Raw genomic sequence first — 21,280 nt, 5'->3', positions numbered from 1 at the left:
AGCGTGTCACGCCGCCGGCGCGCCCCGCAGCCGTACGGCGCGCACCGCCATCCCCACCGCCACCACCGCCGCGCCCGCGACGACCGACGCGACCGGTAGCAGCGCCGCCAGCACCACGCACCCCACGGCGCCGAGCACGCCCACGACCGTCCCGCGCCCGCCGGTACGCCGCGCGAGCGCCACCGCCGCCACGTTGGCGACGAGGTAGTAGAGCAGCACGCCGAACGAGCTGAACCCGACCGCGGTGCGCAGGTCCACGCTGAGCACGAGCACGACCACGACGGCCCCGACGAGGAGCTGCGCGCGGTGGGGGACGTCGTACGTCGCGTGCAGCGCCGCCAGCGGGCGCGGCAGCTCGCCGTCGCGGGCCATCGCGAGGGTGGTGCGTCCGATGCCGCCGAGGAGCGCGAGCAGGGCACCGAGGGCAGCGGCGCCGGCGCCGACGACGACGATCGGCACCGCCCACGCCGGCCCCCGCAGGTCGACGAGCTCCCGCAGCGGCGCGACCGAACCGGCGAGCCGATCGGAGCCGAGGCCGTGCAGCAACGCCAGCGCCAGGAGCACGTAGAGCCCCAGCACCACCACGAACGCGATCGTGATGGCCCGCGGGATGGTGCGCTCGGGGTCCCGCACCTCCTCGCCGAGCGTCGCGACGCGGGCGTAGCCCGCGAACGCGAAGAACAGCAGCCCGGCGGCCTGAGCGACCCCGAGCGCGTCGGCTCCGCCGGCGGCCAGCTGCGACGACAGTGATCCGCCGCCGGAGGACGCGAGCCCGACGCCGACCGTCACGAGGAGACCGAGCAGCGCGACCGCGAGGATCACGCGGGCGACGTGCGCCGTGCGGGTGACTCCCCGGACCGTGACCAGCGTCAGGCCGAGGACCACGACGGCGGCGATCCCGCGGCGTACGGGCTCGGGGGCGTCGGCGGGCACGGCGTAGGCCGCGAACGCCGTCGCCATCGCCGCGCAGCTCGCGGTCTTGCCGACGACGAAGCACCAGCCGGCGGCGTACCCCCACCACGCCCCCAGCTCCCGCCGCCCGTAGACGTAGGTGCCGCCCGCGGCCGGGTGCACGGCCGCGAGCCGCGCCGACGACGAGGCGTTGCACCACGCGACGACGGCGACGACGGCGAGCGCCAGCAGCAGCCCGCCGCCCGAGCCGGCGGCGGCCGCGGCCGGGGCGAGCACCGTGAAGGCGCCGGCGCCGACCATGGCCGAGACGCCGACGACGGTGGCGTCGCCGAGCCCGAGCCGACGCTGCATGAGGGTGGTCACCGGGACACTGTGGAGAGGCCAGGTGAACGGACGGTGCCGCGGACTACCGTGGGGCCATGCGCCTCACGAAGTTCGGCCACGCCTGCGTGCGGATCGCCCACGACGACCACGTGCTCGTCCTCGACCCCGGGTCGTTCACCCAGCGCGAGGCCGTCGAGGGCGCCACGGCCGTGCTCATCACCCACGAGCACGCCGACCACGTCACCGTCGACCACCTGCGCGCGACCGACGCGCCCGTCTTCACCATCGCGGCGGTCGCGCGCGCCATCGCCGAGGTCGCGCCCGACGTGAGCGAGCGCGTGACCGTGGTGCGCCCCGGTGAGACCTTCGACGTCGGTGTGCCCGTGCGCGCCGTCGGCGAGAAGCACGCGGTGATCCACCCCGACTACGACCGCTTCGACAACTCGGGCTACCTGCTCGAGCTCGGCGACCAGCGCGTGTTCCACCCCGGCGACGCCCTGACCGGGCCCGACGAGCCCGTCGACCTGCTCCTGGCCCCGGTCTGCGCGCCGTGGCTGAAGATCGGCGAGGCCGTCGACTTCGCCCGCGCGGTCGGGGCGCCGCGCAGCCTCGCGATCCACGACCGGGTCTACTCCGACCTCGGCCTCGGCATGGCCGACCAGCACTTCCGGCGCCTCCTCGGCGACGACCAGGAGTGGGTGCGGCTCGCCGACGGCGCCGACCTCGACTGACGTGAGCGCCTGGCACCGGGCGGTCCCGCTCGACGGCCCCACCGGCATGGACCCGGCCGTCGTGGCCGCCATCGACGCCCGCCTCGCGGGTGTCGCCGCCGACCACGGGGTCGCGGTGCCGTGGGCGATCGAGAGCGGCAGCCGGGCGTGGGGCTTCCCGTCGCCCGACAGCGACTACGACTGCCGCTTCGTCTTCGTGCGGCCGCGGGCCGACTACCTCTCGCCCTGGCGCCCGCGCGACGTCATCGAGACGCCGCTCGACCCGGTGCTCGACGTCAACGGGTGGGACCTCGTCAAGGCCGTCCAGCTGGCCGTCCGCGGCAACGCCGTCGTCGGGGAGTGGCTGCGCAGCCCCATCGTGTACGGCGGCGACCCCGCCTTCGCCGCCGCGCTGACCGACGTGCTCCGCGTGAGCGGGGACCGGGCGGCCACCGCGCGGCACTACCTCCACGTCGGTCGCAACCAGTGGGACCCGACGCGCACCGCGGAGGGCCAGCCGGTGCGGTTGAAGAAGGTGCTCTACGCGACCCGCTCCGTGCTCGCGCTGCGCTGGCTCGAGCTCCACGACGGGGTGCCGCCGATGCGGCTCGACGAGCTGCTGGCCGAGACCGACCCACCGCTGGTCGTCCGCGAGGTCCTCGCCGACGTCGTCGCCCGCAAGGCCGTCACCCGGGAGGTCGGCACGGCGCCGGTGCCGGCCCCGCTCGCGGCGTACGTCGCCGGGATCGTCTCCCGCGCCCCCGACCCGGTGCTCCCCACCGTCCCCCGCGACGACGTACGGCGCGAGGCGGCCGCCCGCTTCGTCGCGATGGTCGAGCGGTGGCAACCCGCGGGGGCCTAGTCGAGCAGCGTCTCCAGCGTCCGCGGCAGGTCCCGCAGGGTGGCGAGCGTGGCGACCCGGCCGCCGGCGGCGCGGGCGAACGCCCGGGCCTGCTCGTCGTCCTCGGCCGGCGCGACGATGCGGAGGTCCTCGATGCCCCGCGCCGCAGCCGTGGGGTCGACGTCGTCGGTGACGCGGCAGTCGGAGAGCAGCAGGGTGACCCGGCGGGGCGCCGTCGAGCGGAGGTGCTGCGCCGCCGCGGCCCGCAGCGCCGCGTCGAGCGACGTGACGCCGTGACCGCGCAGGCCGATCACCCGGTCCACGACGCGGTCGGGCACCGGTGCGGCGCCCATCGGCTGCAGCACCTCGGCACGGCTGTCGAACGCGACGACGGCGATCTCGCTCCCCGCGTGGGTGGCGTGCAGGGCGCACGCCGCCGCGGCGAGCGCCGCGGTCGCCAGCTGGCGTCCCTCCATCGAGCCCGACCGGTCCAGCAGGAGGCAGACGGCCGCGCGGGGGCGCTCCCACGCCAGGCCTCGCAGGTCGGCGAGGTCGGGCACCCGCCGTACGGCGCGGGCGTCGAGCACGGCGTCCAGCGACGCGTCGACGTCGAGGTCGCCCGCCCGGTCGGCGGGTACGGCGCGCAGGCGGGCGACGCCGGCACCACCGCGCATCCCGGTGCGGGCGCGCTCGAGCACCAGCCGCGGCGCCAGCGAACGCACCCGGCGACGGAGGGACACGTCGGTCGCGCGGGCCATCAGCATCAGCAGGGGCAGCGTGTCGTCGGGGTCCTCGGCAGCAGCCTGCTCGAGGGCCTCCAGGTCGATCTCGCCGACCTCCGGGGAGAGCTCGGTGAAGCGGGGGTGCTGCTCGAGCTGGCTCCGCGGCACGGTCGGCTGTCGCCCCGACCGGCGGGGTGGGCCGTCAGGTGGAGCTGTGCCGGCGGACGCGGCCGGGCTGGGGGTGCCCGCCCCGGTGGGGGGCGGGCTCAGCGTTCCCCCGGCGACCGGTCCTCCTCGCCGGAGCCGCCGTCGCCGTCGTCGCTCGAGGGCGGAGCGCCGAAGACGTCGCGGTAGAGCTCCTCGATGATCTCCTCGGCCCGTCGGCCCGCACCGTCGTCGATGCGCACGCGGCCGCTGAGCGCGACCAGGGCGGCGTCGAGCCCGACGTGCCAGTCGTCGACGGCCCGGCCGCGCGCTGCCGCGAGGTGGTGGGCGAGCCCACCCAGGTCGATGGCGCCGCGCACCGACGACCCCACGCGGAGGTCCGCGTGGGACCGGGTGCGGCGCACGAGGTCGACCACCCGGTCCGCCCAGGCCCGGGGCAGCGCCGGTGCCGTGGCGCGGGTCAGCACGATCTGCGCCTCGGCCTCGGCGGACTGGTAGTCCATGGCGATCCGGCAGGTCCGGTCGTAGACGGCGCCGGAGACCCGGGCGGTCCCCACCGCGTCGTACGGGTTCATCGCCGCGACGACCGCGAAGCCGGGCTCCGCGGTGACCGTCCCGAGGCGGGGCACGACGATCTCGCGCTCCGACATGACGGCGAGGAGCGTGTTGAGGGTCTCCTCGGGCACCCGGTTGAGCTCTTCGACGTAGAAGAGCCCGCCCGTGCGCATCGCGACGAGCAGCGGCCCGTCGACGAAGATCTCGGCGCAGTAGCCCTTCTCGAGCACCTGGGCGGGGTCGAACTGGCCGACGACCCGCGCCGGCGTGAGCTCGGCGTTGCCCTCGACGAGCACGAAGGTGGTGCTGCGGGCCGTCGCGACGGCCCGCAGGAGGGTGCTCTTGCCCGTGCCGGGCGGGCCCTCGAGCACGACGTCGGCGCCGGCGGCGAGGGCGGCCTCGAGCAGCTCGGTCTCCCGCTCGCGGCCGACGACGGCCGCCGCGACCTGCGCGGCGACCGTCGGGGCGGCGGAGGAGGTGAGCGGCAGGCTCACGAGTGGTCGTGCACGAGCACGCCGCGCACGTTCTTGCCGTTGAGGAGGTCGTCGTAGCCCTCGTTGACCTGCTCCAGCGTGTACGTCTTGGTGATCAGCTCGTCGAGCTTGAGGTCGCCGGACTGGTAGAGGCCCAGGATCCGCGGGATGTCGACCGTCGGGTTGCAGTCGCCGAACAGGCTGCCGAGCACCTGCTTGCGGAACAGCGTCAGCACCGAGCCCGACAGCTGGATGGTGGCCTCCTCCAGCTTGTTGAGGCCGGTCAGCACGACCTTGCCGCCCTTGCCGACCGCGTTGAAGCCGCCCTCGACGATCTCGGACGTCATCAGGCCGGGGGTCAGGATCGCGGAGTCCGCCATCTGGCCGCGCGTGAGGTTCGTGATGGTCTCCATCGCCTCCTCGGCGCTCGCGAACGCGTGGGTCGCGCCGAGCTCCATCGCCTTCTCCCGCTTGTTGGGGAGCGGGTCGATCGCGATGACGTTCTTGGCGCCGGCGAGCGCGGCACCCTGCACGGCGTTGATGCCGATGCCGCCGATGCCCGCGACCACCACCGTCTGGCCGGCCTTGACGTCGGCCGTGTTGACCGCCGCCCCCCACCCGGTGGGCACGCCGCAGCCGACGAGCACGGCCTTGTCGAGCGGCAGGTCGTCGTCGACCTTCACGCACGAGTTCTGGTGGATGACGCCGTACTGGCTGAAGGTGCCGAGCATGCACATCGCGCCGTACTGGCCGCGGGGTCCGGTGATCGGGAACCGGTCGCCCGGGAGGTAGCCCTCGAGGATCGTGGCCCCCATGTCGCAGATCGACTGCTGGCCGTTGGCGCAGTAGCGACACGTGCCGCAGTTGGGGATGAACGAGCAGACGACGTGGTCGCCGGGCTTGACGCGCGTGACGCCGGGGCCGACCTCCTCGATGATGCCGGCGCCCTCGTGGCCGAGCACCATGGGCAGGCGCGCCTCGAGGTCGCCGTGCGCGATGTGGACGTCGGAGTGGCACAGCCCGCCGTAGAGGTAGCGGATGAGCACCTCGCCCTCGCGGGGACCGTCGAGGTCGAGCTCCTCGATCTCGATGGGCTTGCCTGCTTCGATGACGACCGCTGCCTTGGTCTTCATGGTGCTCCTCTGCTCGTAGTGACGCGGACCACACTGGCAGCGCAGGTCGGAGCGGAGTGTTCAGGAACTGGACAGCCCTCCCGGCCCCCCGGTCCGGACCCGCGAGGTGTTCAGAGACTGGACACCTCGGGGCCGTGGGCGTTCCTAGCGTGACGTGCGTCTCGTCATCCCACGAAGGAGTCCGGTCATGACCATCAGCTCGCCCCGCGTCAAGGAGTTCCTCAACAACCCGGTCCGCATGCTCGTCGACGGCGCGTGGGTCCCCGCCGCGTCGGGGCGGACCTTCGACACCCACGACCCCGCCACGGGCGAGGTGCTCGCCTCGGTGCCGCTGGGGGACGTCGAGGACGTCGACCGCGCCGTCGCCGCCGCGCGCCGCGCCTTCGACGACGGTGCGTGGGTGCGGATGCGCCCGAACGCCCGCGAGCGCATCATCTGGAGGATCGCCGACCTCATCGAGGAGCACGCGGCCGACCTCGCCGAGCTGGAGTCCCTCGACAACGGCAAGTCGGCGACCATCGCGCAGGTCGCGGACGTGCGCTTCGCCGCCGAGTGCTTCCGCTACTACGCGGGCTGGCCGACCAAGCTCACGGGCACGACCAACGCGCCGTCGATGCTGCTGGCCGACCCCGGGCAGGAGTTCCACGCCTACACCCGGCGCGAGCCGGTCGGCGTCTGCGGCCAGATCATCCCGTGGAACTTCCCGATCCTCATGGCGGCGTGGAAGCTCGGGCCGGCGCTCGCGACGGGCAACACCGTCGTGCTCAAGCCGGCGGAGCAGACGCCGCTGACGGCACTCTACCTCGGTCAGCTGCTCCTCGAGGCGGGTGTGCCCGCGGGTGTCGTCAACATCGTCACCGGGGCGGGGGAGACGGGTGCGGCGATCTCGGCGCACGACGACGTCGACAAGGTGGCCTTCACGGGCTCGACCGAGGTCGGGAAGAAGATCGTCGAGGCGGCGCAGGGCAACCTCAAGAAGGTCTCGCTCGAGCTGGGCGGCAAGTCGCCCAACATCGTCTTCGCTGACGCCGACATCCCCGCGGCCGTGGCCGGCACGATCATGGGCTTCACCTTCAACTCGGGCCAGGCCTGCGAGTCCGGCACGCGCGTCTTCGTCCACGAGGACGTGTACGACGCGTTCACGGCCGCGCTCGCCGATGCGGTGGGCCAGCTGCAGGTGGGCCCGGGCAGCGACCCCGCGTCCGTCATCACGCCGCTCGTGTCGCAGGAGCAGCTCGACCGCGTGGCGGGCTACCTCGCGGCGGGCAAGGCGGACGGCGCCCGGGTGCTCGTGGGTGGCGAGCGCGTCGGCGACTCGGGCTACTACGTGCAGGCGACGGTGTTCGTCGACGCCACCCCCGACATGTCCATCGTGCGGGAGGAGATCTTCGGGCCCGTCGCGGTGGCGATCCGCTTCAGCGACGAGGACGAGGTCGTGGCGGCGGCCAACGACAGCATCTACGGCCTGGCCGCCGGCCTCTGGACGTCGGACCTGAGCCGTGCGCACCGCGTCGCGGGGCGCCTGAAGGCCGGTCAGGTGTGGGTCAACACCTTCCACGCCTTCGACGCCGGCCTGCCGTTCGGCGGCTACAAGCAGTCCGGCTGGGGCCGTGAGCTCGGCGCGGAGGCGCTCGACCTCTACACCCAGGTGAAGGCCGTCAACATCGCGCTCTGAGGAACGGCCCGACGGCGGGTCACGTCCCCGGGGTCCGCCCCGTGGACGTGACCCGCATCGCACGGTCTCGGCTGGGACAATGACCAGTCGGTAGTTAGCCTGGCCTAACCCCGTGTTCCGTCTGGAGGAAGAACTGTGCGTCCCATCCGTGTTGCCGTCGTCGGTGCCGGTCCCGCTGGCATCTACGCCGCGGACATCCTGACGAAGGAGTACGAGGCAGCGTCCGTCGACGTCTTCGACCGGCTGCCCGCACCCTACGGTCTGGTCCGCTACGGCGTGGCGCCCGACCACCCGCGGATCAAGGAGATCATCAAGGCGCTGCGCCGCGTGCTCTCGAAGGACGAGATCCGGTTCTTCGGCAACGTCGACTTCGGCACCGACGTGAAGCTGGAGGACCTGCGTCAGTTCTACGACGCGGTCGTCTTCGCCACGGGCGCGATCTTCGACCGCGACCTCGACATCCCGGGCATCGACCTCGAGGGCAGCTTCGGCGCGGCCGACTTCGTCTCGTGGTTCGACGGCCACCCCGACTACCCGCGCGACTGGCCGCTGACGGCTGAGTCGGTCGCGGTCATCGGCGCCGGGAACGTGGCGCTCGACGTCGCGCGCATGCTGGCCAAGCCGGCCGACGAGCAGCTGACGACCGAGATCGCGGACAACGTCTACCAGGGCCTCAAGGCCAACAAGGCGACCGAGGTCCACGTCTTCGCCCGCCGCGGCCCGGCGCAGATCAAGTTCTCGCCGATGGAGCTGCGCGAGCTGTCGCACTCGCCGAGCATCGACGTCGTCGTCGACGAGGAGGACTTCCAGATCGACGACGCCGGCCAGGCCGCGATCCAGAAGACCAAGAGCGTGCGGCTCGTCGTCGACACCCTGCTGAAGTACGCCGAGGCCGAGCCCACCGGCGCTCCCCACCGCATCCACATCCACATGTGCCACAACCCCGTCGAGGTCCTCGGCGAGGACGGCAAGGTCGTGGCGATCCGCACCGAGCGCACCGAGCTCGACGGCACGGGCAACGCGGTCGGCACCGGCGAGTTCGTCGACACCCCCGTGCAGGCCGTCTACCGGGCCGTGGGCTACCGCAGCTCGGCCCTGCCCGAGGTGCCCTTCGACGACACCGACCACGTGATCCCCAACGCCGGCGGTCGCGTGCTCGACCTCGACGGCCAGCACGTGCCGGGCACCTACTGCACCGGCTGGGTCAAGCGCGGTCCCGTGGGCCTCATCGGCCACACCAAGTCCGACGCCGCGGAGACGATCAGCAACCTGATCGCCGACCTCGAGACCACGCCCGCGCCGGAGCAGGCCGCCCCCGAGGCCGTCGAGCGCCACCTCACCGAGCGTGGCGTCGACTTCACGACGTGGGACGACTGGATCCGCCTCGACGCCCACGAGGTCTCCCTCGGCGAGGCCGACGGTCGCGAGCGCATCAAGGTCGTGCCCCGCGAGGACATGCTGCGCCACTCGCGCGCCTGACCCGCCTCGTCGGAGCCACTCGTGGCCCCAGCGCCCCGGAAGACGTGGCGCTGGGGCCACGACCGCGTTCAGGGGGTGGGAGGGCTCAGGCGTCGAGCGCGTGCCGCACGGGCTCGAGCTTCGCCTGGCTCTCGGCGAGCTCGTCCGCGGGGTCGGACCCGGCCACGATGCCGCAGCCGGCGAAGAGGCGCACGCGGCCGCGTCCCGTCGCGGGGTCGGGCGCCACGACCTGCGCCGAGCGCAGGGCGATGCCCCACTCGCCGTCGCCGCTGGCGTCCATCCAGCCGACGGGCCCGGCGTAGCGGCCGCGGGTCATGCCCTCGAGCTCCGCGATGAGGGCCGTCGCAGCGGGCGTGGGCGTGCCGCCGACGGCGGCGGACGGGTGCAGCGACGCGGCGAGGCCGAGCGACGTCGTCGTGGCCTCGTCGGGGACGACGCCGTTCACGTCCGTGGCCAGGTGCATGACGTTGGGCAGGTGGAGCACGAACGGCGACTCGGGCACGTTCATCGACGAGCAGTGCGGCTCCAGGGCGTCGGCGACCGAGCGCACGGCGTACTCGTGCTCCTCCAGGTCCTTCGACGACCGCGCCAGCTCGCCGGCGAGGCCGGCGTCGCGGACGTCGTCACCGGTGCGGCGGATGGTGCCGGCGAGCACGCGGGACGTGACGAGGCCGCGCTCGCGCCGCACGAGCATCTCCGGCGTCGCACCGAACAGGCCGTCCACGTGGAAGGTCCAGCAGGAGGAGTACGCCGCGGCGAGACGCCGCAGCGGCCACCGGACGTCCACCGGCTCGTCGGTCTCGGCGACCACGTCGCGGGCCAGCACCACCTTCTCCAGCTCGCCGGCGTCGATCCGCGCGACGGCGTCGGCCACCGCGGCCTGCCAGGCGTCGTCGGCCAGCCCGCCGCCCGTGAAGCGCAGTCCCGTCGGCGCCGCGGGGGGCTCGGCGAGCCGCAGCGCGGGGGAGCCGATGGTGTCGTGGCCGATCGTGGTGAGCCACCGTCGTCCGCCGCGCTGGCCGACGACGACCCGCGGCACGACGAGGGTGGAGGTGCCGGGGGCGTCCGCGAACGCGAACGACCCGAAGGCGACCAGCCCGGTGCCGGGCAGCCCGACGTCGTCGCGCACGACGGCCCGGGACGTCAGCGACGCCCACCAGGCCTCGGCGTCGGCGAAGCGGTCGGCGCCGCTCGTGGTGACCTCCGCGGCCACGCCCCACCCGACGATGCCGTCCCCGGCCCGCACCCACGCGAGGGGCGCGTCGGCGGGGAGCAGGTCGACGAGGTCGCCCGGCGTGCCGTCGAGGGGCACCGTGCGGGCGACGAGGGAAACCGTGCCGGCGGTCGTGGTGCCGGGCTCGGAGGCGCTGCTGGTCATCGTCTCCACATTACTGGCCGGCAACCGGCGCCCCGAACCTGCGGACGTTGCTACCGTCACACCTCGTGCCCGCTCCTGACCGCCGCCCCGTCGCCCGTCTCACCGCCGCCGCCACGCTCCGCGCGGTGCTCGGCGGGATCGTGGCCCTGCTCCTCCTCGTCGGACTGGCCGCCGCGCTGCCCGCGGTCGTGGACGAGGACGACCCCGCGGACGGCGCCGGCGCGGAGGGCGGTGCGGCCGTCGACCCGAGCACGCCGCTCGAGCTCCCCGTCGTCGCCGGCGACTGGGTGTCGCTGACGCGCAGCGTCGATCCCTCGACCCTGCCGCCGGAGCAGCAGCAGACGGTGGCGGAGATCGACGCGGCGTGGGCCTACGCCGACGACCAGCTGGCGTCGGCGGCCGGCGTCGCCACCGACGCCGACCGCTACGTCGTCCCCGACACGCAGACGCTCGTCGCGGTCCAGGCCTACCGCGGTCCCGACGGCCCGCTCGTCCCCGCCACGCTGGCGGACCCGGCGTCCGGCGAGGCCCGGCTGCTGCTGCAGAGCTTCGATGACGTCGACTGCGTGCTCGACGTCATCGCCGGCGAGGTCTCCCCGACGCCGCAGGTGCAGGAGATGCAGTGCCGGCGCACCTCCGCGGACCTCACCATCCGCGTCTTCGTGCTCTCCGGGGCCAGCGGCCAGCAGGTCGCCGACCTCACCGACGAGCTCTGGGCCGGGCTGGACGGTCCCGCCGCCTGAGGCGCGCGGGTCGCCGTCGCCGTCAGGACCAGTAGACGACGACCCCGTCGCCGACGCGCACCTGGTCGAACAGGGCCGCGATGCCGTCCCGGTCGCGCACGTTCACGCACCCGTGCGAGGCCCCGTTGTAGCCGTTCGCCGCGAAGTCCGGCGAGTAGTGCACCGCCTGGCCGCCCGAGAAGAACATCGCGAACGGCATCGACGTGTCGTAGATCGACGACACGTGGTCGCGGCTCTTGCGCTCCACCCGGAAGGCGCCCTCGCGGGTCTCCATGCCCTCGCGGCCGAACCGCACGTCGAAGGTCTGCAGCACCTGGCCGTCGACCACCCAGCGCAGCGTCCGCGTGGACTTGTCGACGCAGAGCACCCGCCCCGTCCGGCACCGCGCGTCGAGCGCGCCGGGCTCCGGCACGATGTTGTGCATCTCCTCGTACGTCGGCGGCCCGGTCATCGCGTGCACCTTCTCCAGCGTGCGCTCGTCCACCTCGCCTGTGACGGGGAAGCCCCGCTTGGCCTGGAAGCCCTCGACGGCGGCGACGGTCGCCGCGTCGTACGCGCCGCTCACCGACGGCAGCCAGTCGATCTGCACCAGCCGCGCCTGCAGGTCGCGCACCTCGTCGCCGCTGTCGCCCGCGGCGTACAGGGCGGGGCCGGGCACCAGCTCGGGCTCCGGCTCGGGCTCCGGCTCCGGTGTCGGGGCGGGGGCCGGCTCCGGCGTCGGGGTGGTGGCCGGGCTGCTGGTCGTCGGTGCGGGGGTCGGCGCGGTCGCCGCCCGGTGCTCGGCCTCCGCGCGGTAGGTCACGCCGGCGTACCCGACCGCCACCGCCAGCCCGCTCGTCACGCACAACGCCAGCAGGGTGACCAGCACGCCTCGCAGGATCCTCATACCGCTACTCCTCGTCCGCCACGGCCCCGATGGCCGTCCGAGGAGATGACGCCGTGGCCGCCCGGCGGGTTGCATGCCGTGGCCACGTAGGCTGCGTCCCGTGGCCCGCGCTGAGCTCGACAAGCAACCCTCCGACGTGCGGCGCATGTTCGACGCCGTCGCGAAGCGCTACGACGTCACCAACGACGTGCTGTCCCTCGGGCAGGACCGGCGCTGGCGCCGCGACGTGCACCGGGCGATCGACCCGAAGCCCGGCGACCTGGTGCTCGACCTCGCGGCCGGCACCGGCACGTCGAGCGCGCCCTTCGTCTCCGCCGGCGCCGTCGTCGTGCCCTGCGACTTCTCGCTCGGCATGCTGCAGGTCGGCAAGGCCAACCGCCCGCACCTGCCCTTCGTGGCGGGCGACGCGACGAACCTGCCGTTCGCCGACGACTCCTTCGACGCCGTCACCATCTCCTTCGGCCTGCGCAACGTGGTCGACACCGCGGCCGCGCTCGCCGAGATGCACCGGGTGACGCGTCCCGGCGGCACCCTCGTGATCTGCGAGTTCTCCCACCCGACGTGGGCGCCGTTCCGCACGGTGTACGTCGAGTACCTCATGCGCGCGCTCCCGCCCGTCGCCGAGGCGGTGTCGTCCTCGCCCGACGCCTACGTCTACCTCGCGGAGTCCATCCGCGCCTGGCCCGACCAGGCCGGGCTCGCGAAGCTCGTCACCGAGGCCGGCTGGACCGGCGTCGAGTGGCGCAACCTCTCGGGCGGCATCGTGGCGCTGCACCGCGCCACCGCCTGAGTCTGGCCCGCCTCCTCGCTGCGCCCGCGCCCGCGCCTGCCCCGCCCCGTGTAACGCGGTGTCCGGGCTACTTCACACGTAGTCGACCGCCCGGGCAGTAGCAGTAACACCGCGTTACACGAGCCGGGGCCCGCCCCTCCCCGCCGGACGTCATGCGGTCCGGTGGTGCCGGCGACCGCGGCGTACGACGTCGCGCGGCTCGCCCGGGCCGGCTCGCCCGGGCCGGGCTCGACGCTGGGTCGCCCAAAATGTGCGGTTGGTGGGCCTCGCCCGCGGTCGGGCGCGTCGCAGCCGCACAGTTCCGGACCCTCGTCGGGCTGATCCGCCTTGGCGCCGCCCTGATCCGCCGCACCTTCCCGGTCGTGGTGGGAGGCCTCCGGAAAGTGGCGGCGGGGCACCACGACCGCGGGCGGCCCCGCCCCTCCCCGCCGGACGTCATGCGTTCCGGTGGCCCCGGCGACCGCGGCGTACGACGTCCCGCGGCCGGGGTGGGTCCCGCCACGACTGGCCCCGCCCACCCCCGCCGGACGTCATGCACCCCGGCGCCCCGGGCGACCGCAACGCATGACGTCCCGAACGGGCAGGCCCCACCCCCAATTAAGCAAGCTCCTCGTGCCCTAAATCCGCAGGTCAGGGCCTGTGGGGTGGGGGTCGCATCTGTCGGACCCGGGGTCTAGGGTGTGACCCACAGCACTTTGTGATCCGTTTCACAAGTGCACGAGCGACGACCCTGCGCGGGTGCTCCGGCGTCTGCGCGGGCTGGCGGAAGGAGGGCCGCGTGGAGCTCTACACCCCGGTGCTCGCACTGATCGCGCTCGCTGGCGGCTTCGCGGTCTTCTCGGTCGCGGTCAGCACCCTGACGGGCCCGAAGCGCTACAACCGTGCGCGCCTCGACTCCTACGAGTGCGGCATCGAGCCCACCCCGCAGCCGTTCGGCGGCGGCCGGATCCCGGTGAAGTACTACACGGTCGCGATGACCTTCATCATCTTCGACGTCGAGATCATGTTCCTCGTCCCGTGGGCGGTCTACTTCGACCAGCTGTCCTGGTTCGGGCTCATCGCCGTCGTCCTCTTCCTGTTCAACATCACCCTCGCCTACGCCTACGAGTGGCGCCGCGGCGGCCTCGACTGGGACTGAGCGCCGTGATCTCCGCACCCTGCCGGCGTTGTCGGCCCTCGGCGACCAACCCCGGGTCGCCTCGGGCCTCCGCCTGGGCAGGCCACGAATCTCACGACGCTCAGCGAGAGGGAATCTGATGGGTATCGAGGAGAAGCTCCCCAGTGGGGTCCTGCTGACGACGGTGGAGGGCGTCGCGGGTTACATGCGCAAGGCCAGCTTCTGGCCGGCGACGTTCGGCCTCGCCTGCTGCGCCATCGAGATGATGACGACGGGCGGTCCGCGCTACGACCTGGCGCGCTACGGCATGGAGGTCTTCCGCGCGAGCCCGCGGCAAGCCGACCTCATGATCGTCGCCGGCCGCGTGAGCCAGAAGATGGCGCCCGTCCTGCGCCAGATCTACGACCAGATGGCCGAGCCCAAGTGGGTGCTCGCCATGGGTGTCTGCGCCAGCTCGGGCGGCATGTTCAACAACTACGCGATCGTGCAGGGCGTCGACCACGTCGTCCCGGTGGACATGTACCTCCCTGGTTGCCCGCCCCGCCCCGAGATGCTCATCGACGCCATCCTCAAGCTCCACGACCAGGTGCAGCACACCAAGTTCGGCGCCCAGCGCGACGCGCAGATCACCGAGCTCGAGACGGCCGCGCTCAACGCCGTGCCGACGGAGGAGCAGAAGGGCCTCCTGCGATGAGCGACGAGCACCTGCCCGAGCCAGCGGCCGCCGAGGCCGCCGCCCCCGGGGCGGAGGTGCGCGCGCGGCGTACCGGCATGTTCGGGGTCCGCGGCTCCGGCGACACCTCCGGCTTCGGCGGGCTGCGCCGCGACGTCGTCTTCCCGGCGCCGGCGGAGCGCCCCTTCGGGGGCTGGTACGACGCGGTCGTCGACACCCTCGAGGCCGCGGTGCCCGGCGGGGTCGCGCAGGTGGTCGTCCACCGCGGGGAGCTGACCCTCCACGTGCACCGCGAGCACCTCGCGGCCGCGGCCCGCGCCCTGCGCGACGAGCCCGACCTGCGGTTCGAGGTGTGCGCGAGCGTCAGCGGCGTCCACCACCCCGACGAGACCGGTGCCGAGCTGCACGTGGCCTACCACCTGCTCTCGATGACCCACAACCGCCGGGTGCGCGTCGAGGTGACCTGCCCCGACGCCGACCCGCACGTGCCGAGCGTCGTGGCGACCTACCCGACGGCCGACTGGCACGAGCGCGAGACGTGGGACTTCTTCGGGATCGTCTTCGACGGCCACCCGGCGCTGACCCGCATCCTCATGCCGGACGACTGGCCCGGCCACCCGCAGCGCAAGGACTACCCGCTCGGCGGGATCGGCGTGGAGTACAAGGGCGGGACGATCCCGCCGCCCGACCAGCGGAGGTCGTACACCTGATGACCACGACACAGGGCGGGCGGCCGAGCGACCCGTACGCCGCGGGGGCCGCCGGCGACACCGAGGGCGCCGACGCGGGACGCGTCTTCACGGTCACCGGCCAGGACTGGGACGAGGTCGTCTCCGGGGTCGGCGAGGGCCTCGACGCCGAGCGCATCGTCGTCAACATGGGCCCGCAGCACCCGTCGACCCACGGCGTGCTGCGGCTCGTCCTCGAGCTCGAGGGGGAGACGGTCACCGAGGCGCGGTGCGGGATCGGCTACCTGCACACGGGCATCGAGAAGAACATGGAGCACCGGACGTGGACGCAGGGCGTCACGTTCTGCACCCGCATGGACTACCTGTCGCCGTTCTTCAACGAGGCGACCTACGTGCTGGGCGTGGAGCGGCTGCTCGACATCGAGCACGACGTGCCCGAGAAGGCGCAGGTCATGCGGGTGCTGCTCATGGAGCTGAACCGCATCTCGTCCCACCTCGTCGCGATCGCGACGGGTGGCATGGAGCTCGGCGCGCTCACGGTCATGACGATCGGGTTCCGCGAGCGGGAGCAGGTGCTCGACCTGTTCGAGCTCATCACGGGCCTCCGCATGAACCACGCGTTCATCCGCCCCGGCGGTGTCGCGCAGGACCTGCCCGACGGCTCGCTGGCCGCCGTGCGCGACTTCGTCGCCCTCATGCGCAAGCGGCTCCCCGAGATCGCGGCGCTGTGCAACGCCAACCCGATCTTCCGGGGGCGGCTCGAGGGGGTCGGCTACCTCGACCTCGAGGGCTGCCTGGCGCTGGGCCTGACCGGGCCGGTGCTCCGCTCGACGGGCTACGGCTGGGACCTCCGCAAGACCCAGCCCTACTGCGGCTACGAGACCTACGACTTCGACGTGCAGACGTGGGACACGGCCGACTCCTACGGCCGGTTCCGCATCCGCATGAACGAGATGTTCGAGAGCCTGCGGATCGTCGAGCAGTGCGTGGCCCGGCTCGAGGGCCTCGAGGGCGCGCCGGTGATGGTGGCCGACAAGAAGATCGCGTGGCCGAGCCAGCTCTCCATCGGCTCCGACGGCCAGGGCAACAGCCTCGACCACATCCGCCACATCATGGGCGAGTCGATGGAGGCCCTCATCCACCACTTCAAGCTGGTCACGGAGGGCTTCCGCGTGCCGCCCGGCCAGGCCTACGTGCCGGTCGAGTCACCGCGCGGCGAGCTCGGCGCCCACGTCGTCTCCGACGGCGGCACGAAGCCGCACCGCGTGCACTTCCGCGACCCGTCCTTCACGAACCTGCAGGCGACGAGCGTGATGAGCGAGGGCGGCATGGTCGCCGACGTCATCGTGGCCGTCGCCTCCATCGACCCCGTCATGGGAGGGGTGGACCGATGACGCTGTCGGCCGAGACGCTCGACGAGCTGCGCCAGATCACCGCGCGCTACCCGCAGGCCCGCTCGGGCCTGCTCCCGATGCTCCACCTCGTGCAGTCCGCGGAGGGCCGGATCACGCCCGAGGGCATCGAGGCCTGCGCGGAGATCCTCGACATCACCCCGGCCGAGGTCAGCGGGGTCGCGACCTTCTACACGATGTACAAGCGCCGCCTCGTCGGCGACTACCACGTCGGGGTCTGCACCAACACGCTCTGCGCGGTCATGGGCGGCGACGAGATCTTCGCGGCGCTCAAGGAGCACCTGGGGATCGGCAACGACGAGACCACCGACGACGGGGTCGTCAGCCTCGAGCACGTCGAGTGCAACGCGGCCTGCGACTACGCGCCGGTGGTGATGGTGAACTGGGAGTTCGTCGACAACCAGACGCCCGAGAGCGCCCGCCGGCTCGTCGACGACCTGCGCTCCGGTGCCGAGGTGCGGTCCACCCGCGGGCCGGCCATCTGCACGTGGCGCCAGGCCGAGCGCGTGCTCGCCGGCTTCCCCGACGACCGGGCCGACGAGGGCCCCGCCGCCGGACCGGCCTCGCTGGCGGGCCTGCGCGTCGCTCGCGAGCGCGGCTGGGAGGCCCCCGCCGCCGGCGGCACCGACGCCGAGGACGAGTCCCACGGCGCCGCGACCGACACCGATCCCGACGACGCGGCCGCCGTGGCGGCCGACGAGCAGGCCGACACGTCGCGGGCGGAGTCCGAGGCGAAGCTCGACGAGGGCAAGCACGAGGCACAGGAGGACGACGCATGAGCATCCCGCCGCTGACCCCGGTGCTCACCGACAACTGGGACGCCGAGCGCTCCTGGACGCTGGACTCCTACGCCGAGCGGGGCGGGTACGACGCGCTCGACGTCGCCTTCGGCATGGCGCCCGACGAGGTCGTCGCCGCCGTGAAGGACGCCGGTCTGCGCGGCCGGGGCGGCGCGGGCTTCCCCACGGGCATGAAGTGGGGCTTCATCCCGCAGGACCCGAGCGCCCCGGGCGGCGACAAGCCGAAGTACCTCGTCGTCAACGCCGACGAGTCGGAGCCGGGCACCTGCAAGGACATCCCGCTCATGATGGCGAGCCCCCACACGCTCGTGGAGGGCGTCATCCTCGCGTCGTACGCCATCCGCGCCCACCACGCGTTCATCTACGTGCGCGGCGAGGTGCTCCACGTCGTGCGGCGCCTGCAGCGCGCCGTGCAGGAGGCCTACCTGGCGGGCCACCTGGGCCGGGACATCCACGGCTCGGGCTACGACCTCGACCTCGTCGTGCACGCCGGGGCGGGGGCGTACATCTGCGGCGAGGAGACGGCGCTGCTCGACTCGCTCGAGGGCCGCCGCGGCCAGCCCCGGCTGCGGCCCCCGTTCCCCGCGGTCGCAGGTCTCTACGCGAGCCCGACCGTCATCAACAACGTCGAGTCGATCGCGTCGGTGCCCGCGATCATCCGCAACGGCGCCGACTGGTTCGCCTCGCTCGGCACGGAGAAGTCGAAGGGCTTCGTCATCTACTCGCTCTCAGGGCACGTGCGGAACCCCGGGCAGTACGAGGCGCCCCTCGGCATCACGCTGCGCGAGCTCATCGACCTCGCCGGCGGGATCCGGGAGGGCCACCGCCTGAAGTTCTGGACCCCGGGCGGGTCGAGCACGCCGCTGCTCACCGAGGAGCACCTCGACGTGCCGCTCGACTACGAGTCGGTCGGCGGCGCGGGGTCGATGCTCGGCACGCGGGCGCTGCAGATCTTCGACGAGACGGTGTCGGTGGTCCGCTGCGTGCTGCGGTGGACGGAGTTCTACAAGCACGAGTCGTGCGGCAAGTGCACGCCCTGCCGCGAGGGCACGTGGTGGCTGGTGCAGACCCTGGCCCGCCTCGACGCCGGCCAGGGGGAGGAGGGCGACATCGAGAAGCTGCTCGACCTCTGCGACAACATCCTCGGCCGCTCCTTCTGCGCCCTCGGCGACGGCGCGACGAGCCCGATCACCTCGGCGATCCGCTACTTCCGCGACGAGTTCGAGGCGGCCATGCACACGCCGACGAGCGTCTCGTTCCCCCCGGCCGCGTCGACCGCCTGGTCCGACGCCGCCGCCACGGCGGGGGTGGGCGCGTGACGACCACCCCGGAGCGGACCCCCGCCACCCCGGGGGCCGTGGACCTCGTCACCGTCACCATCGACGGCGTCAACGTGGCGGTGCCGAAGGGCACCCTCGTGATCCGCGCCGCCGAGCAGGTCGGCATCGCGATCCCGCGGTTCTGCGACCACCCGCTGCTCGAGCCCGTCGGCGCCTGCCGCCAGTGCCTCGTCGACGTCCCCGACGCCGGCAACGGGCGCGGGCTGCCGAAGCCACAGGCCTCCTGCACCCTCGAGGTCGCCGACGGCATGGTGGTCAACACGCAGGCCACCAGCGGCGTCGCCGACAAGGCGCAGCAGGGCGTCATGGAGCTGCTGCTCATCAACCACCCGCTCGACTGCCCGGTCTGCGACAAGGGCGGCGAGTGCCCCCTGCAGAACCAGGCGATGAGCAACGGCCGCGGCGACTCCCGCTTCGAGGGCGTCAAGCGCACCTTCCCCAAGCCGATCCACCTCTCGCCGCAGGTGCTGCTCGACCGGGAGCGCTGCATCGTCTGCCAGCGCTGCACGCGGTTCGCCGAGCAGATCCCGGGCGACCCGTTCATCGCGCTCGTCGAGCGCGGCGCGCAGCAGCAGATCGGCATCGCCGAGGACGCGCCCTTCCTGTCCTACTTCGCGGGCAACACCATCCAGATCTGCCCCGTCGGCGCGCTCACCAGCGAGGCCTACCGCTTCCGCTCGCGGCCCTTCGACCTCGTCTCGGTGCCGAGCGTGGCCGAGCACGACGCGTGCGGCTCCGCGATCCGGGTCGACCACCGGCGCGGCAAGGTCATGCGTCGCCTCGCGGGCGACGACCCCGAGGTCAACGAGGAGTGGATCACCGACAAGGACCGCTTCGCGTTCACCTACGCCACGGCGCCCGACCGGCTGACCTACCCGCAGGTGCGCGACACGGACGGCTCGCTCCGGCCCGCGTCGTGGCCCGAGGCCCTCGCGGTCGCGGCCCGCGGCCTCGCCGCCGCGCGGGACAGCGCCGAGCGCCCCGGCGTCGGCGTGCTCCCCGGCGGCCGCGTCACGGCGGAGGACGCCTACGCCTACGCCACCTTCGCCCGCGTCGCCCTCGGCACCAACGACGTCGACTTCCGCGCCCGCCCGCTGAGCGCGGAGGAGACCGACTTCCTCGGCTCCCACGTCGTGCTCACCGGGCCCGGCGGGGGCGGCGTCACCCAGGCCGACCTGGAGTCGGCCCGCACCGTCGTGCTCGCGGGCCTCGAGCCCGAGGACGAGGCCGGCGCGATCTTCCTCCGCCTGCGCAAGGCGGTCCGCTCGGCGCGGAGCCGTACGACGGTGCTCACCCTCGCGCCGTACCTCACCCGCGGCTCCGCGAAGCTCCACGCCCGGCTCGTGCCCACCGCCCCCGGCGACGAGGCAGGAGCGCTGGACGGTCTCGCCGACCGCGCCGAGGAGCTCGCCGGCGCGCCCCTGGGGCCGACCGACGTGCTCCTCGTCGGCGAGCGGCTGGCGACCTCGCCCGGCGCGCTCTCCGCCGCCGTGCGGCTCGCCGAGGCGACCGGTGCGCGGCTGGCCTGGGTGCCGCGCCGCGCCGGTGACCGCGGCGCGATCGAGACCGGCTGCCTGCCCACCCTGCTGCCCGGCGGCCGTCCGGTCGCCGACGCGGCGGCGCGGGTCGACGCCGCCGCGGCCTGGGGGGTCACGACCCTGCCGGAGCGGCCCGGCCGCGACGCCGAGCAGATCGTGGCGGCCGTGGCCGCGGGCGAGCTCGCCGGCCTCGTCGTCGGTGGCGTGGACCCGGCCGACCTGCCCGACCCCGCCGCGTTCCGCGCGGCGCTGGAGCGGGCGGAGTTCGTCGTCAGCCTCGAGCTGCGGGCCACCGAGGTGACGGCCCACGCCGACGTCGTGCTGCCCGTCGCCGCGGTCGCGGAGAAGGCGGGCATGTTCGTGACGTGGGAGGGCCGCCCGCGGCCGTTCCCGACGGTCCTCGCCGGCACCAACCGCCTGCCCGACTCCCGCGTCCTCGCCGGGATCGCCGAGGAGCTCGGCCGTCCGCTCGGCTTCCGCACGGTGGCGGAGGTGCGGGACCAGATGGAGGCACTCGGCGCGTGGGACGGCGACCGCGCCGCGGCGCGTCCCGTCCCGGCGCGTCCCGTCCCGGCGGCCGCGAGCGGCGCGGCCGGCGCGGGCGGCGGGAGGTCCACCGACGGCCACCGCCTCGCCACCTGGAAGCAGCTGCTCGACCTCGGGTCCCTGCAGGACGGCGACCCCGCGCTCCGCGCCTCGATGCGCCCCGCGGTCGTGCGGGTGGGCACGGCGACGTACGAGGCCCTCGGCCGCCCCGCGCAGGTGCGGGTCACGGGGAGCCGGGGTGCGGTGGAGCTGCCGTGCGTGCACGAGCCGACGTTGGTCGACGGCACGGTCTGGGTGCCGACCCGCTCCGCGGGTCGCGGGGTGCTCGCGGACCTCGCGGCCCCGGGTGAGCGCGTGCACGTGGAGGTGGCCCCGTGAA

Annotated in this window: 19 protein-coding genes; 13 read left to right on the top strand and 6 right to left on the bottom strand. The window is 73.8% G+C overall.

Features of this window, described 5'->3' with window-relative positions:
* Nucleotides 1-6: 6 nt before the first annotated feature.
* Nucleotides 7-1,275, bottom strand: a complete 1,269-nt coding sequence (locus G3T38_RS05360) for an APC family permease (protein ID WP_338037482.1) — start codon at nucleotides 1,273-1,275, stop codon at nucleotides 7-9.
* Nucleotides 1,276-1,331: 56 nt separating this feature from the next.
* Between G3T38_RS05360 and G3T38_RS05355 the strand changes: the two genes are divergently transcribed.
* Nucleotides 1,332-1,967 carry an MBL fold metallo-hydrolase gene (locus G3T38_RS05355; protein WP_163771076.1) on the top strand — a complete coding sequence of 212 codons (636 nt, stop codon included), beginning with the start codon at nucleotides 1,332-1,334 and terminating at the stop codon, nucleotides 1,965-1,967.
* Nucleotide 1,968: 1 nt separating this feature from the next.
* The gene (locus tag G3T38_RS05350; RefSeq protein WP_338037481.1) at nucleotides 1,969-2,808 is read left to right on the top strand and encodes a nucleotidyltransferase domain-containing protein; all 840 of its coding nucleotides are present in this window, start codon (nucleotides 1,969-1,971) and stop codon (nucleotides 2,806-2,808) included.
* Here G3T38_RS05350 and G3T38_RS21425 read toward each other — a convergent pair.
* The 3 genes from G3T38_RS21425 to G3T38_RS05335 form a co-directional block, all read right to left on the bottom strand.
* Complete coding sequence (locus G3T38_RS21425) at nucleotides 2,805-3,677, bottom strand: VWA domain-containing protein (RefSeq protein WP_206675790.1); 873 nt, start codon at nucleotides 3,675-3,677, stop codon at nucleotides 2,805-2,807. The genes G3T38_RS05350 and G3T38_RS21425 overlap by 4 nt on opposite strands.
* Nucleotides 3,678-3,775: 98 nt before the next feature.
* Entirely contained in the window at nucleotides 3,776-4,723 is a 948-nt protein-coding gene (locus tag G3T38_RS05340; protein ID WP_163771075.1) for an AAA family ATPase, read from the bottom strand.
* Entirely contained in the window at nucleotides 4,720-5,835 is a 1,116-nt protein-coding gene (locus G3T38_RS05335; RefSeq protein ID WP_163771074.1) for an NDMA-dependent alcohol dehydrogenase, read from the bottom strand. Before G3T38_RS05335 ends, G3T38_RS05340 begins: the two co-directional genes overlap by 4 nt.
* Before the next feature lie 187 nt (nucleotides 5,836-6,022).
* Here G3T38_RS05335 and G3T38_RS05330 point away from each other — a divergent pair, with 187 nt between their 5' ends.
* Nucleotides 6,023-7,510: an aldehyde dehydrogenase family protein gene (locus G3T38_RS05330; RefSeq protein ID WP_163771073.1), complete on the top strand. Its 1,488-nt coding sequence runs from the start codon at nucleotides 6,023-6,025 to the stop codon at nucleotides 7,508-7,510.
* A 135-nt stretch (nucleotides 7,511-7,645) separates the two neighbouring features.
* Entirely contained in the window at nucleotides 7,646-8,989 is a 1,344-nt protein-coding gene (locus G3T38_RS05325) for an FAD-dependent oxidoreductase (protein ID WP_163771072.1), read from the top strand.
* An 85-nt stretch (nucleotides 8,990-9,074) separates the two neighbouring features.
* Here G3T38_RS05325 and G3T38_RS05320 read toward each other — a convergent pair whose 3' ends face one another.
* Entirely contained in the window at nucleotides 9,075-10,367 is a 1,293-nt protein-coding gene (locus G3T38_RS05320; protein ID WP_163771071.1) for an isochorismate synthase, read from the bottom strand.
* 65 nt (nucleotides 10,368-10,432) lie between these two features.
* Between G3T38_RS05320 and G3T38_RS05315 the strand changes: the two genes are divergently transcribed.
* Entirely contained in the window at nucleotides 10,433-11,110 is a 678-nt protein-coding gene (locus G3T38_RS05315) for a hypothetical protein (RefSeq protein ID WP_163771070.1), read from the top strand.
* Between the two features lie 22 nt (nucleotides 11,111-11,132).
* Here the strand turns inward: G3T38_RS05315 and G3T38_RS05310 are convergent, their stop codons facing one another.
* On the bottom strand, nucleotides 11,133-11,996 hold the full coding sequence (locus G3T38_RS05310) for a L,D-transpeptidase family protein (RefSeq protein WP_163771069.1): 864 nt from the start codon (nucleotides 11,994-11,996) through the stop codon (nucleotides 11,133-11,135).
* 100 nt (nucleotides 11,997-12,096) lie between these two features.
* Between G3T38_RS05310 and G3T38_RS05305 the strand changes: the two genes are divergently transcribed.
* The 8 genes from G3T38_RS05305 to G3T38_RS05270 all read left to right on the top strand — a co-directional run bounded on the left by G3T38_RS05305 (nucleotide 12,097) and on the right by G3T38_RS05270 (nucleotide 21,279).
* Nucleotides 12,097-12,786: a demethylmenaquinone methyltransferase gene (locus G3T38_RS05305; RefSeq protein WP_163771068.1), complete on the top strand. Its 690-nt coding sequence runs from the start codon at nucleotides 12,097-12,099 to the stop codon at nucleotides 12,784-12,786.
* Nucleotides 12,787-13,564: 778 nt separating this feature from the next.
* Nucleotides 13,565-13,924, top strand: a complete 360-nt coding sequence (locus tag G3T38_RS05300; protein WP_163771067.1) for an NADH-quinone oxidoreductase subunit A — start codon at nucleotides 13,565-13,567, stop codon at nucleotides 13,922-13,924.
* Between the two features lie 118 nt (nucleotides 13,925-14,042).
* The gene (locus G3T38_RS05295; protein ID WP_163771066.1) at nucleotides 14,043-14,597 is read left to right on the top strand and encodes a NuoB/complex I 20 kDa subunit family protein; all 555 of its coding nucleotides are present in this window, start codon (nucleotides 14,043-14,045) and stop codon (nucleotides 14,595-14,597) included.
* Nucleotides 14,594-15,286, top strand: coding sequence for an NADH-quinone oxidoreductase subunit C (locus G3T38_RS05290; RefSeq protein WP_163771065.1), 693 nt, complete (start codon nucleotides 14,594-14,596; stop codon nucleotides 15,284-15,286). The genes G3T38_RS05295 and G3T38_RS05290 overlap by 4 nt, the downstream gene beginning before the upstream one ends.
* A complete protein-coding gene (locus G3T38_RS05285; RefSeq protein WP_163771064.1) occupies nucleotides 15,286-16,659 on the top strand; it encodes an NADH-quinone oxidoreductase subunit D in 1,374 nt (457 codons plus the stop codon). The genes G3T38_RS05290 and G3T38_RS05285 overlap by 1 nt, the downstream gene beginning before the upstream one ends.
* Nucleotides 16,656-17,456 carry an NADH-quinone oxidoreductase subunit NuoE gene (gene nuoE / locus G3T38_RS05280; protein WP_163771063.1) on the top strand — a complete coding sequence of 267 codons (801 nt, stop codon included), beginning with the start codon at nucleotides 16,656-16,658 and terminating at the stop codon, nucleotides 17,454-17,456. The genes G3T38_RS05285 and nuoE overlap by 4 nt, the downstream gene beginning before the upstream one ends.
* Nucleotides 17,453-18,796: an NADH-quinone oxidoreductase subunit NuoF gene (gene nuoF / locus G3T38_RS05275; protein ID WP_174267670.1), complete on the top strand. Its 1,344-nt coding sequence runs from the start codon at nucleotides 17,453-17,455 to the stop codon at nucleotides 18,794-18,796. Before nuoE ends, nuoF begins: the two co-directional genes overlap by 4 nt.
* Nucleotides 18,793-21,279 carry an NADH-quinone oxidoreductase subunit G gene (locus G3T38_RS05270; RefSeq protein WP_163771062.1) on the top strand — a complete coding sequence of 829 codons (2,487 nt, stop codon included), beginning with the start codon at nucleotides 18,793-18,795 and terminating at the stop codon, nucleotides 21,277-21,279. Before nuoF ends, G3T38_RS05270 begins: the two co-directional genes overlap by 4 nt.
* Nucleotide 21,280 lies beyond the last annotated feature (1 nt).

It is taken from the genome of Nocardioides zeae, from assembly GCF_010686755.1.
GTDB classification, from domain to species: Bacteria; Actinomycetota; Actinomycetes; order Propionibacteriales; family Nocardioidaceae; genus Nocardioides; species Nocardioides zeae.
The sequence above is the reverse complement of the archived record's forward strand: the minus strand, read 5'-3'. Positions and strand labels throughout refer to the sequence as shown.